12 protein-coding genes, 1 tRNA gene and 1 pseudogene are annotated in these 12,827 nt (G+C 58.9%); 7 read left to right on the top strand and 7 right to left on the bottom strand.

Annotated elements, in window-relative coordinates; all coding sequences use genetic code 11:
- The first annotated feature begins 6 nt into the window (after positions 1 to 6).
- From RBH71_RS09100 to RBH71_RS09085, 4 genes are all read left to right on the top strand, one after another.
- Positions 7 to 237 carry a helix-turn-helix domain-containing protein gene (locus RBH71_RS09100; protein WP_004431634.1) on the top strand — a complete coding sequence of 77 codons (231 nt, stop codon included), beginning with the start codon at positions 7 to 9 and terminating at the stop codon, positions 235 to 237.
- 224 nt (positions 238 to 461) lie between these two features.
- On the top strand, positions 462 to 1,712 hold the full coding sequence (locus tag RBH71_RS09095) for an adenylate/guanylate cyclase domain-containing protein (protein WP_004431631.1): 1,251 nt from the start codon (positions 462 to 464) through the stop codon (positions 1,710 to 1,712).
- Positions 1,713 to 1,944: 232 nt separating this feature from the next.
- Positions 1,945 to 2,937 (top strand): inositol 2-dehydrogenase, encoded by a 993-nt coding sequence (iolG, locus tag RBH71_RS09090; protein WP_004431628.1) that lies wholly within the window; start codon positions 1,945 to 1,947, stop codon positions 2,935 to 2,937.
- Between the two features lie 265 nt (positions 2,938 to 3,202).
- Positions 3,203 to 4,087, top strand: coding sequence for a DMT family transporter (locus RBH71_RS09085; protein WP_004431626.1), 885 nt, complete (start codon positions 3,203 to 3,205; stop codon positions 4,085 to 4,087).
- 23 nt (positions 4,088 to 4,110) lie between these two features.
- Here RBH71_RS09085 and RBH71_RS09080 read toward each other — a convergent pair whose 3' ends face one another.
- Positions 4,111 to 5,166: an ornithine cyclodeaminase gene (locus tag RBH71_RS09080; protein WP_004431625.1), complete on the bottom strand. Its 1,056-nt coding sequence runs from the start codon at positions 5,164 to 5,166 to the stop codon at positions 4,111 to 4,113.
- 13 nt (positions 5,167 to 5,179) lie between these two features.
- Positions 5,180 to 6,100: an arginase gene (gene rocF / locus RBH71_RS09075; RefSeq protein ID WP_004431622.1), complete on the bottom strand. Its 921-nt coding sequence runs from the start codon at positions 6,098 to 6,100 to the stop codon at positions 5,180 to 5,182.
- A gap of 132 nt (positions 6,101 to 6,232) precedes the next feature.
- Here rocF and RBH71_RS09070 point away from each other — a divergent pair, with 132 nt between their 5' ends.
- Together RBH71_RS09070 and RBH71_RS09065 are read left to right on the top strand one after the other, a co-directional pair.
- Positions 6,233 to 6,670: an Lrp/AsnC family transcriptional regulator gene (locus tag RBH71_RS09070; protein ID WP_004431612.1), complete on the top strand. Its 438-nt coding sequence runs from the start codon at positions 6,233 to 6,235 to the stop codon at positions 6,668 to 6,670.
- A gap of 123 nt (positions 6,671 to 6,793) precedes the next feature.
- Positions 6,794 to 6,867, top strand: a tRNA-Gln gene (locus tag RBH71_RS09065).
- 122 nt (positions 6,868 to 6,989) lie between these two features.
- On the opposite strand, the pseudogene RBH71_RS09060 reads toward RBH71_RS09065, so the two are convergent.
- The 5 genes and pseudogenes from RBH71_RS09060 to bioB all read right to left on the bottom strand — a co-directional run bounded on the left by RBH71_RS09060 (position 6,990) and on the right by bioB (position 12,082).
- A pseudogene (locus RBH71_RS09060) lies at positions 6,990 to 7,976 on the bottom strand (beta-ketoacyl-ACP synthase III).
- 2 nt (positions 7,977 to 7,978) lie between these two features.
- Positions 7,979 to 9,292: an adenosylmethionine--8-amino-7-oxononanoate transaminase gene (locus tag RBH71_RS09055; RefSeq protein ID WP_004431606.1), complete on the bottom strand. Its 1,314-nt coding sequence runs from the start codon at positions 9,290 to 9,292 to the stop codon at positions 7,979 to 7,981.
- Positions 9,289 to 9,927 (bottom strand): dethiobiotin synthase, encoded by a 639-nt coding sequence (gene bioD, locus RBH71_RS09050; protein WP_004431604.1) that lies wholly within the window; start codon positions 9,925 to 9,927, stop codon positions 9,289 to 9,291. Before bioD ends, RBH71_RS09055 begins: the two co-directional genes overlap by 4 nt.
- On the bottom strand, positions 9,924 to 11,066 hold the full coding sequence (locus tag RBH71_RS09045) for an 8-amino-7-oxononanoate synthase (RefSeq protein WP_004431602.1): 1,143 nt from the start codon (positions 11,064 to 11,066) through the stop codon (positions 9,924 to 9,926). Before RBH71_RS09045 ends, bioD begins: the two co-directional genes overlap by 4 nt.
- On the bottom strand, positions 11,063 to 12,082 hold the full coding sequence (gene bioB, locus RBH71_RS09040) for a biotin synthase BioB (protein WP_004431599.1): 1,020 nt from the start codon (positions 12,080 to 12,082) through the stop codon (positions 11,063 to 11,065). Before bioB ends, RBH71_RS09045 begins: the two co-directional genes overlap by 4 nt.
- 223 nt (positions 12,083 to 12,305) lie before the next feature.
- Here bioB and RBH71_RS09035 point away from each other — a divergent pair, with 223 nt between their 5' ends.
- A complete protein-coding gene (locus tag RBH71_RS09035; protein ID WP_004431596.1) occupies positions 12,306 to 12,752 on the top strand; it encodes an acetyltransferase in 447 nt (148 codons plus the stop codon).
- Positions 12,753 to 12,827 lie beyond the last annotated feature (75 nt).

Below are 12,827 nucleotides of genomic sequence, written 5' to 3'. Positions count from 1 at the left end.
CAAAAAATGACAATTTCAGTCTCACAACTCGATTCCGATCAGGAAACAGATGCTCCTTTCGCCCGAAAAGTCCTGATGGCGCGCAATCTCGCCGGATATACGGTCGATCAGCTTGCCATCACCTGCGGCCTGACAGCCAATGAAATCCGCGCCCTGGAAGACGGCTCAGACAGCGATCCTCTGCGCATCAGGCGCGTTGCCGCCGCCCTGCATATTCCAGTCGAAACCGTTATCTGATCGTTCACAACGATCCGAACCAAATCTCAGCGCCGCCGGGGACGATGTTCACGCAACATCCGGGCGGCGCGCGTAACGGTTTGAACGCTACAAGTCTCTCCGGAACATTTTCCGCTCCGCTCTCTTAACATTTCCGTTATCCGGCACCACATGATGTCCGCACGGGACATGTTCGCCATGTGGCCCGCCTGCGCGAGAGCACCAATAATTTCCGGAATCCTGCCATGACACTCAGCCTTAACACCGAAGAACGGGTTTCTTCAGCATTGGATGAATTGTGGCCAACGGAGAAAACGGAAATTCTCGACTGGCTCGTCACCGGCACGAAGGACGAGCGCTTTATCGATGAGATATTCTTCGAGCTGTGTAGCAGGTTGCGCGAAAGTGGAATTTCCATAGCGCGGGGCGCACTTGCCTTCCGCATTCGTCACCCGCAATGGCTTGGCGCGCGCATCCTGTGGAAGGCCGGCATATCGTCGGCCGAGATCACCACCTATGGCTATGGGGCGGAGAGCTCGCCCGAATATCTGAACAGCCCCATCAACGACATCCATCAGGGCGCAACCGAAATCCGCCACCGGCTGACCGGCGACGAAATCGAGCCATCCGCTTATCCGATCTATGAGGAATTGCGCGCCGACGGGCTGACGGATTATTTCGCCTGGCCGATCGAACATACGTTCGGCAAGCGCCATGTCGCCACTTTTTCCAGCGATCGGCCCGGTGGCTTTTTGGAAGCGGAAGTCCTTGCGTTGAAAAACCTGCTACCGGCGCTCGCGCTGGTCAGCGAAATTCGCCTGAAAAACCGCATGACGCGCACCCTGCTGGAGACCTATGTCGGGCCGCATGCGGGCGAAAAAATCCTCAATGGCGCAACGACGCGCGGCAGCGGCATAACGGTCGGCGCGGCGATCCTGATCTGCGACCTGCGCAACTTCACCCATATTTCCGACCTCTGGCCGCGCGATGATGTGATCGAATTGCTGAACGGTTATTTCGACGCGATGTGCGATCCGATCGAGGAATTCGGTGGTGAAATCCTGAAATTCATGGGCGATGGGCTGCTGGCGATTTTCCCGCTCAGCGATCCGCAGGCTTGTGAAAACCTGCTGAAAGCCATTGCCAGCGCACAGAAAAGTCTCGTTGCCCTCAACGACATCAATTGCCAGAAAGGCCATGACCCTCTGGGTTACGGCATCGGCGTCCATGTCGGCGATGTCATGTATGGCAATATCGGCTCGAAAACCCGCCTCGATTTTACCGTCATCGGTCCGGCCGTGAACATCGCATCACGGCTTGAAACCCTGACCAAGGAAACCGGCCGCAACGTCCTGTTTTCCGAAGAATTCGTCCGTATGGCCGGACATGAGGACAAGCTGGACAATCTTGGCCCATGGCTCCTGCGCGGCCTTGAAACCCCGGTCGAGGTTTATGCGCTTCCCCAACAGGAGGTCCTCGCACCCCCTGTCGACTGACTGCCGGTCAGGACTTTGTTCCCGTTTCAACGCTTTCTCAACGCAGCGCTCACCCGTGCTGCACAACCTCCGGAAGAGATGATTTCGGCTGCCCTGCCCGTCGTCAAAACGCTTGACACGCCTCCGATGTCGATCTAGCAAAATAGAACATATATTCCATATCGAAACATTGTTTGCGTTCATATTCTGTCTTTCCGGGAGTGGAAGACGGGTGTGAGGAACCGGAGGAAAGATGGTTACGAAATTGGCACTGCTCGGCGCTGGACGGATCGGCAAGGTCCACGCCAAGGCGATCACCACCGACAGCCGTGCGAAGCTGGTGGCCGTTGTGGACGCCGTTGCCGGTGCTGCGGAAGCAATCGCCCGCGAAGCGCAGTGCAAGGTCAGCACAATCGACGAGGTTCTGGCTGACAAGACGATCGATGCCGTCATCATCTGCACGCCGACCAACACCCATGCCGATCTGATTGAGCGTTTCGCCCGTGCCGGCAAGGCCATCTTCTGCGAAAAACCCGTCGATCTGGATGTGGCCCGTGCGGAAGCCTGCGCCAAGGTGGTTGAGGAAACCGGTGCAAAGGTGATGCTCGGTTTCAACCGGCGTTTCGATCCGCATTTCCAGGCCGTGCACAAGGCAATCGAGGATGGCCGCATCGGCAAGGTCGAAATGGTGACCATCACCAGCCGCGATCCCGGCCCGCCGCCAGCCGAATACATCAAGGTTTCCGGCGGCATTTTCCGTGACATGACTATTCATGATTTCGACATGGCGCGGTTCCTGCTCGGCGAGGAAGTGGAAAGCGTATTCGCCACCGGTTCCGTTCTCGTCAATCCGGAGATCGGTGCACTCGGCGATTTCGATAGCGCCAGCATCATTCTGACGACGAAAAGCGGCAGGCAAGCCAGCATTTCGAATTCGCGACGCGCGACCTATGGGTACGACCAGCGTATCGAAGTACATGGTTCGCTCGGTTCGGCTGCGGCCGAGAACCAGCGGCCGGTCTCCATCGAGATCGCCAATGCTGAGGGCTACACCCGCCCGCCGCTGCATGATTTCTTCATGACGCGTTATACGGCGGCCTACGCGGCGGAAATTACCGCTTTCATCGATTGCATCGAAAACAATGTGGCTCCTTCACCCTCCATCAAGGATGGGCTGATCGCATTGAAACTGGCCGACGCTGCGCTGAAATCCGTCACCTCGAAGGCGGCCGTGACGATCGGCTGATCGACGCAGAAATCACTCCGTAACCGACATCCTGTCCGCGGTGCGTTAACGCATGGCGGACAGGAAAACAGCTATTCGCAAAGCTTCCGCCAGCATCGGCGCCACCCGTGAACTTGACCGGGCAGAGGCAGTCTTCGGACTTGCATGGCAGCTATTCGGAAAATAAGGTTGTCTGACAAGATACGGCCAGACCATATGGCTGCTATTCACCTTATTCAGGCCGAGATCCTCTTTTTGCCGGCAACAGCCGGACAGTGGTTTATTTATGCCATCACCCAAGACCGGTTATCTTTATGCGCTCATAGCATTCACGATCTTTGCAGCGCAGGATGGCATATCCAAACATCTTGGCGGTTCTTATCCGCCCGTTTTCGTCGCCATGCTTCGATACTGGGCCTTCGCCGTCTTCGTTTTGTTGATGGCTGCAAGGTCCTCTGGCGGCATTCGGGGCGCTGTCATGGCCAACCGTCCGTGGCTGCAGATCAGCCGCGGCGTCCTTCTTGCCGTACAGATTGTTTTTTCCATTTTCTCCTTCGCCGTTGTCGGCTTGGCGCACAGCCACTCCATCCTCGCTTCGGCGCCGCTGATCGTCGCCGCACTGTCCGTGCCGTTGCTTGGCGAACATGTGGGCTGGCGGCGCTGGTGCGCCATTTTTGTCGGCTTCATCGGCGTTCTCGTCATTCTGAAACCTGATGGCGAAGGGTTCGACAACCGCCTGCTGATCACTTTCATCGCCGCCTTCATGCTTGCGCTCTACAGCGTCCTGACCCGCCTTGGCAGCAAGAGCGATTCAGCGATGACGAGCTTCTTTTATACCGGCGTGGCCGGTGCGGCAGCACTGACGCTGGTGGGTCCGTTTTATTGGGTTAGCCTCGCACCCCAGGATTGGGGCTGGATGCTGGCGCTGTGCATTACCGGCATGAGCGGCCATTATTGCCTGATCAAAGCATTCGAGCTGGCGGATGCGGCCTCCGTGCAGCCGTTTTCCTATTACCAGCTCGTGCTCGTCTCCATCATCGGCGTTACCATCTATGGCGAGGTCGTGACATCCAACATGGTTCTGGGTGCTGCAATCGTGATCGCCGCCGGTCTCTTTACCATCTGGCGGGAACATGCCGTTGCCCGCAGGGAACGCAGGCGGGCTGACTGACGTCATTCCCGTTGAACGTCCTCTCAGGCGAGAGTCGCCTCGCAACGCAGCAGCATTCCAAACAGGTCGCGCGGCTCATCCGGATCGGCCAGCAGATCCAGTTCCGTATAAAGCCCGGTGGCGGCCAGTTTCGAGCGCACATAACGCAGCGCCGAAAAATCCTCGGTCGCGAAACCGACGCTGTCGAACAGCGTGATCTGCCTGTCGTTTACCCGCCCGTGCTTTTCACCCGATATGACCTGCCATAGCTCAGTGACGGGGTAGTCTTCGGGCAATTGCTGGATTTCACCTTCGATGCGCGTCTGCGGTGGGTATTCGACAAAAATGTCCGACCGCAGCAGAATGTCCCGGTGCAGTTCCGTCTTGCCGGGACAATCGCCGCCGACGGCATTGATGTGAATGCCGGGACCAACCATGTTGTCGGTCAGGATTGTCGCATATTGCTTGTCAGCGGTAACGGTGGTGATGATATCTGCACCCTCCACTGCGCTCTGCGCACTATCGCAAATTTCGATGGTAAAGCCCTGCCCGGCAAGATTGCGGGCGCATTTTTCACTGGCGGTCCGGTCGATATCGAAAAGCCGCACCGTGTCGATGCCGAGAATGGCCTTGAAGGCCCGCGCCTGGAACTCGCTCTGTGCGCCATTGCCGATGATGGCCATCGAGCGGGCATTTTTGCGGGCAAGGTGTTTTGCAGCGACAGCCGAAGTAGCAGCGGTGCGCAGCGCCGTCAGAATGGTCATTTCGGTCAATAGCAGCGGATAGCCGTTGCCGACATCGGAAAGCACCCCAAAGGCGGTCACCGTCTGGCGGCCCTCCTTCATGTTTTTCGGATGGCCGTTCACATATTTGAAGCCATACAACGTTCCATCACTGGTCGGCATCAGCTCGATGACGCCCTCTTGGGAATGCGATGCGATGCGCGGCGTCTTGTCGAAACTTTCCCAGCGACGGAAATCCTCTTCAACCACGTCGGCAAGCTCGCGCAGAAACGTATCGATCCCCACGCGCAGAACGAGTTTCATCATATGATCGACGCTGACGAAAGGTACGATATTAAGGTTCGGTATAATCGTCATTGCATCATCCCCCTCAGCCGGCCCGTGTCGGGCGGTCCATAACCCGCTTGCCCATCAGGCTGGCAGCCAGATCGACCATCAGCGTCGCCGTCCTGCCGCGCTCATCGAGAAACGGGTTAAGCTCCACGAGATCAAGACTGCACACAAGCCCGCTATCATGCAGCATCTCCATCACCAGATGCGCCTCACGGAACGTCGCCCCACCCGGAACCGTGGTGCCGACCGCAGGCGCGATCGACGGTTCGAGGAAATCGACATCGAGACTGACATGCAACAGGCCGTTTGCCGCCTGCACCCGCGCAAGGAACGCGCGCAGCAGAACCGCGACACCATGCTCGTCTATCGAGCGCATGTCGTGAACGGTGATGCCGCTGTCTTCCAGTGCGGCTCTCTCGGCTGGATCGACGCTGCGGATGCCGATCATGCCGATATTTTCCTCAGGAACCGCATGCGAGAGCGGCGGAAAGTAACCCGAAAATCCGTCGCGACCACTGAAATAGGCGACCGGCGTGCCATGCAGGTTGCCGCTGCGCGTCGTTTCAAGCGTGTGGTAATCGGTATGGGCATCGAGCCAGAGCACGAAAAACGGCCGGCCACTCTGCGCCACCCGCCGCGCCATGCCGGCGACGGTTCCCGCGGAAATTGCGTGGTCGCCGCCAAGAAAGATCGGAACGGCGGCAGCACTTTCGCGATAGGCCGCCTCCGTCAGCGCCTCGGTCCAGGCCACCGTCTCAGCGAGATGATGCACCGCCGGATTGGGGTGGCTAAACTCCCTCAGCGGCGCCGGCGTCACATTGCCGGTATCCACCACCCGATGGCCCAAATCTTCGAGCGCCCGCGTGAGACCGGCGATGCGATACGCACTCGGCCCCATCTCACACCCCAATTGCCCGGCTCCGATTTGCAACGGCGCACCGATCAGCCTGATATCCATTTGAGCCCTCGCTTTTATCAACCGATAACCTCACTAAACCACACAGACATGGCGGAATGAACATCAAATATTGGCAATATTATCGAAATAGGCTATCGATTTGGTCAAATCTATTTATCAGAATGGCTACCAATGGATGATCTCGACGAACGGCTCGTGACCCTTTTGAGGCATAACGGCAGACGCAGCATTTCCGATCTGGCGATCGAGACGGAAACCTCGCGCGCAACGGTACGCTCACGCATCGAAAAAATGGAAAATGACGGCACTATCATCGGTTACACCGTCATCCTGCGTGCCGATGCGGTGGAGGCGGCGATCCGCGGCATCATGATGATCGAGATTGAAGGCCATGTGACGGACCGCGTCATCCGCACGCTCGGCGGTTTCCCGGAAATATCCGAAATTCACAGCACGAACGGTCGCTGGGACCTGATCGTAGAACTTAACGCCGCCACTCTCAGCGATTTCGACGCGGTGCTCCGCCGTATCCGCCTTGTCCCTGGCATTACCGGCAGCGAGACCAGCCTTCTGCTCTCCACCCCACGCTCCACCCGTGCGCGGCTCTGACGCAGGAGACAGACGCAAAAGAGCGACGAAAACGCATTTTTCGATTTTTTCGACTTGCGCCTCGCAAGAAATCATCTATATGACGACCCACCAAAGCGAACGCGGTAACCCGCTTCGGGCTTTTGGGGAATAGTTCAATGGTAGAACGACGGACTCTGACTCCGTTAATCTTGGTTCGAGTCCAGGTTCCCCAGCCAAATTTCTCCAAACAAAATCAAACTGTTTCGAGCACTTGAGCTGCATCACCGCGCTCTGCCTATATCTGCCAACGTTGTACGCGCGGCTCGATCCGAATCAGACATTTCCGTATCCAGCTGGCCTAGCCTCGATACACCACCGCCCCCCAGTCATCCCCGCCCCTGCCGCCGTCAATAACAGCGTTTCACCCTCCGTGATGGGCCGCTCAGCATTGGAAACGGAAAGCGAAAGCGGAATAGTGGCGGCAGAAGAGTTGCCGAAGGTTTCGACTGTACGTACCGTCTTTTGCCGGTCGATGCCGATATTGCCGCAGACGGCATCGAACATGCGGGCATTGGCCTGATGCGGCACAGAATCGATGGATATCGGTGGCCGTCATTTCTGCGCGTTGCAGAGCGCGCTGTGAGGTCTGCGTCATTGTTGCGACGGCACGGGAAAAGACCTCGCGGCCGTCCCGCATCGTCATAAGGGTATCTTCAGCCTCTGTATCATTGGAAAAAGGCTGGCTGCTGCCGCCCGCCGCGATCTGGATCAGGTCGTAACCGCTCCCATCCGAAACGAGATCGGCAGACAAAAAGCCGCGCTGCGCATCCCGGCAGGGGACAAGCACGACGGCGCCGGCAGCATCGGCGAACAGAACCGCAGTTGCCCTTTCCGCCGGATTGATACGACGGCTTAAGATATTGGCGGCAACAACCAGCACCGCGCGGCCGTGGGTGCGGACAAAACCATCCGCAAGAGTGAGCGCATAGAGAAAACCGGAACAGGCCCCGGCAAGATCGATCGCCCCGGATTGTGTGAGGCCCAACCGGTGCGCAAGCAGCGGGGCCGAAGGCGGCAAAAGATGGTCTGGTGTGGAGGTCGCAAGCAATGTCAGTGCGATATCCTTGGCGCCAATTTTCGCGTTTTCCAGTGCCATGCGGCCGGCTTTTTCGGCAAGGCCGCTCAGCGTCTCGTCCTCTTGCGCCCAATAACGTGTGCGGATCCCCGTCCGACGCTCTATCCAGCCAGCCTCCAGCCCAAGACGCGTCTCAATCTCGGCGTTGCGGACACATCGCGCTGGCACGGCATGCCCGAAGCCAGCCATGCGGGAAGAACGGGTCTGCATTGTCAGGCCTTTCGGAGACGGTTTTTGATCGCGGCCGCGCCGGGTTCCCCCGGAGCGGCTTCAGTCACGATCGAGGCCACTTCGTCCATCGCGTCGAAGGCACGGGTGAGGTCTTGCGCCGTCGAACAATAGGGCGGCATCAGATAGAGCACATTGCCGAGCGGGCGGATGATGAGCCCGCGCTCGCGGAACAATTGCCGCATGCGTGGCCCCGCCTCCGCGAGATAACCGCCAGAGGGCACGACGAGGTCAAGCGCTGCGATGGTTCCAATCTGGCGTATGTTGGTGAAGCGCCTGTCATCCGCAAATCGCCCGAGATTGTCGCGCAGCACTTCTTGCAGTTGGCCGATGCGCTGTACCACTGGCTCATCGCGCCAAACCTGCAGATTGGCGACAGCGGCAGCGCAGGCAATCGGATTGGCGGTGTAGGAACTCGAATGGAAAAAGGTCTTGCGGCGATCGGTCGAGAAGTGCGCGTCGAAGATTTCGCCACTGCACAAGGTCGCTGCCAACGGCAGGGAGCCACCGGTCAGCCCCTTGGAGGTGCACAGAATATCCGGTGAAACTCCCGCCTGCTCGCAGGCGAACATGGTTCCTGTCCGGCCCCAGCCCGTCATCACCTCGTCGGCGATGACAAGGCAACCGTAGCGTTCGGCAATTTGTTTCAGTCCGGCGAGAACGTCCGCGCGGTAAATCTTCATGCCACCGGCACCTAGAGCAAGCGGCTCGATCAGCAAGGCGGCGACTCGGCCCGAACGACAAAAGCTTTCGAACATGTCGAGCGTCTCCTGCTCACAATCCGCTTCCGGAAAAGCAAGTCGGTCGACGCCGAATAGCAGTGTTTCATACGCAGCATTGAACACGCCGCGTTCGCCCGTCGACATGGCGCCGATCGTATCACCGTGGTAGCCGTGCTCCATGACCACGATGCGATCTCGCTTTTCACCGCAATTGTGAAAATAACCGAGCGCCATTTTAAGCGCCACTTCCACCGAGGTCGAACCGCTATCGGAATAAAACACATGTTCCAAGCCGGCAGGCGCGAGTTCGATCAGCCCTTTGGCCAGCGTTTCGGCCGGCTCGTGCGAAAACTCGGCGAAAATGATCTGGTCGAAGGTCTCGGTCGCTGCGCGGATGGCGGACATGATTGCCGGGTGCCGGTGGCCGTGAGTGATGACCCACCAGGATGAAATTGCATCGAACAACCGCTGGCCATCCTCATCGACCAGATAGGCGCCCTCCGCCGAGACGATGCGTTTCATCGGCGGTTCCAGCCCGTGCTGGGTGAAAGGATGCCAGACGCGGGAACGGCTCATGCCGGCACCTCCAGGAAATCGGCGAGATCGAATTGTTGAGCGAATGCATGGTGCAGCGCCTCGGCAGTCATCTCCGGTATGCGAGGCAAGCGGCCAAGCGAGCGAACTCGGCCTATATCGGCGATAATGCGCTGATTTTCCCGGTTCTCATCACCGATGAAGACCACGCCGTGCACCGGAATGGCTCTCAGCCGCAGCGCCTCGAGCGACAGCAGCGTGTGGTTGATGGTGCCGAGTGAGGTTCTGGCGCACAGGATCAGCGGAATTCGCCAGCGGGCGAAAATATCGACAAACAGCAATGTGTCGGTCAGCGGCACCAGCAGACCGCCCGCCCCTTCGATCACCAGCGGCCCATCCGTTTCCGGCGGCAGCAAAAGCTCGGGCTCGATCGTGACATTGTCGAGGCGGGCCGAAAGATGCGGTGAGGCCGGCATTTTCAGGCGATAGGCCTCCGGCAGGATGCGCGTGCGCGGCACGCCACCCATCCGCTCCACCACCTCGCTGTCGGTCTCTTCCTCGAGCCCGGATTGCACCGGCTTCCAGTAATGGGCTTGCAATGCGTGAGTAAGCGCCGCAGAAAAAACCGTCTTACCGATACCCGTATCGGTGCCCGAGACGATGAAACGGAGGCTCATCGTTCCTCCTCCATGGCGAAGGCGAGCAGCCCGACCATATCGGCGATCTGGCTTTCCTCGACATTGAGCGTAATGGATATGCGCAGGCGTGCCGTGCCTTCCGGTACCGTTGGCGGGCGGATGGCGCGCACGTCGAAGCCGCCGTCTCGCATACGCGTGGCGATTTTCAGTGCACGCGCATTGTCACCAATCATCACCGGCAATATCTGCGAGCCGCCGGGCGTCACGCCCAGCCGGGATCGTAATTGTTCGCTGGCCAAATTTATCAGTTCTTCCAGACGGATGCGCCGCCAGGGCTCGTCGGCGACGATCCGCAAGGCCTCACGCACAGCCGCCGGCATCAGCGGTGACGGCGCGGTCGAATAGATGAAACCGCGGGCGCGGTTGGTGAGGTAATCGGCGAGAACCGCAGGCAGACTGATAAGCGCGCCGGAAAGACCAAGCGCCTTGCCGCAGGTGTGCAGCGCCACGACATTACCCCGACCTTCCAGTTCAGCGGCCAGGCCGCGCCCGCCCGGCCCGAACACGCCGGTGGCATGCGCCTCATCGACGACGAGAAAGCCGCCATGTCGCCCGGCGAGGTCGGCAAGGGCAGCAACCGGCGCCCGGTCACCATCCATGGAATAGAGGCTCTCCACCGCGATCCACGGGCGACCTTTGCCGCCCGCCTGCCGCCATCGGTTTATTTCCCGTTCGAATGCCTCAACCTGATTATGCGGCACAGCGACCGCCTTCGCCTTGCCGGCGGCAATGCCGTCATGCACGCTGGCATGGATCAGCGCATCGTAGAGAACGAGGTCGTCCCGCAGCGGCAGTGCGGAAAAAAGTGCGACATTGGCGGCAAATCCGCTACCGAAATAGATCGCCCTCTCAGCGCCGAAAAATACCGCCGCCTCCGTTTCAAGCGCCTCATGTTCGGGATGGTTGCCGCGAAGCAGCCGCGAACCACCGGCACCCACAGGCACGCCGCTCTCGATTGCGTCAGTGATCGCCGCCTTCAGCCGGGGTGCATCGGCAAGCCCGAGATAGTCGTTGGAGGTGAAGTCGATACCCTGCCGGGGCGCTAGCGCCCGCAGGCGCGACTTGCGGTGCAGACCGGCAAGCTTCAGCTCATAGGCGGAGAGCGCCGACGAATTCACCGGGTCTCTCCCGCTTCCGCCGTTTGCAACGCCATCGGCTTCAGGCCCAGCCGCCGGAACAGCGCCGTATCGTGATCTTCCCCCGGATTATCCGCCGTCAGCAGCGTCTCGCCGACGAAGATGGAATTCGCCCCGGCCAGAAAACAGAGCGCCTGCGTCTCATCACTCATTTCGGTACGTCCGGCGGAAAGCCTCACATGCGAACGGGGCATGAGGATGCGCGCAAGCGCAATGGTGCGGACGAAGTCGATCGGATCAACCGGAGCGGCCTTGGCAAGCTTCGAGCCGGGGATCGGGATCAGCATGTTGATCGGCACGCTTTCCGGCGGAACCGGCAGATTAGCAAGGGTTACCAGCATGGAAATACGGTCCTCGACCGTTTCTCCCATGCCGAGAATGCCGCCGGCGCAGACCTTCATGCCGGCATCACGAACATTGGCGAGCGTTTCCAGCCGATCCTCGAAGGTGCGGGTGGTGATGATCTCCGAATAGAACCGCTCCGACGTATCGACATTGTGATTGTAGTAATCTAGCCCGGCGTGAGCGAGACGTTCGGATTGTTCCGGCGTCAGCATGCCGAGCGTCATGCAGGTTTCCATGCCGAGCGCCTTGACGCCTTCGACCATGGCCACCACCGCCTCCATGTCGCGCTCCTTAGGGTTGCGCCACGCCGCCCCCATGCAATAGCGCGTCGCCCCGCCCTCTTTCGCCTTGCGCGCCTCTGCCAGTACTCGCTCCACCTCCATGAGTTTGGAAGCCTTCAGACCTGTTGGATTGCGGGCGGACTGGCTGCAATAACCACAATCCTCCGGGCAGCCGCCGGTCTTGATCGATAAAAGCCGGCTCATCTGGATGGCGTTGGCATCGAAATGGCGACGATGCACCTGCTGTGCCCGGAACAGGAGGTCATTAAATGGTAAATTATAGATAATTTTTGCTTCTTCGAGTGAAGAATCCGCTTTGATTGAGGGAATCTGCGCCTGATTTTGTTCAATTTCTGTGATAATCTGATTCATCCGGCGATTTTCCCTTCAAATAAATAGATAGAACTTATTTTTATCTATTTTTTTATCGGACCCTTTTGCAAGGACTTTTTTCGAGAAAAACGTCAGGCACCGGAGATCGAAGAAATATGCGGGATAAGACTGCGGCGTTTGGCTGCGGGGATTTAGCGAATGGGAAAACGCCTTGCGGAAAAGACCCATGGCGCAAAAACGCCGCAATTGCTAAGGGTGAGGGATGATCACATTTCGTCCCGCCAACGCTCGCGACACGGCCCGCATCCTTGAAATATGGCGTAAGGCCGTAGACGCTACCCATGATTTTCTTCACAGAGCGGATCGCGCCGCAATCGAGGAAGAAGTGACGGCTTTTCTTCCCGAGGCCGCTTTGATGCTAGCCGTCGATGCGTCGGATAAGCCTCTCGGGTTCATGTTTCTGCATGAAGGGCACATGGAAGCGCTTTTCATCGATCCGGATTATCACGGCAGAGGCATCGGCAAGGCGCTCGTGCAGGCAGCGCTTACCGCACACCCCGCGCTGACAACCGATGTCAACGAACAGAATACGCAGGCCATGGGCTTTTATCGCCGGCTCGGGTTCAAGCCGACGGGACGCTCCGACCTCGACGGGCAGGGACGGCCCTATCCGCTCGTCCATCTTGGGTTTCGCGCAACCGAACAATAAGCCGCGGGGACATGGCTCATCTGGGGGGAGCAAGCCACGAACACCATCATCCGTTTCGCAACCGAGGATTTTCGG

It is taken from the genome of Rhizobium sp. AN68, assembly GCF_030758035.1.
Lineage (GTDB): Bacteria > Pseudomonadota > Alphaproteobacteria > Rhizobiales > Rhizobiaceae > Agrobacterium > Agrobacterium tumefaciens.
The sequence above is the reverse complement of the archived record's forward strand: the minus strand, read 5'-3'. Positions and strand labels throughout refer to the sequence as shown.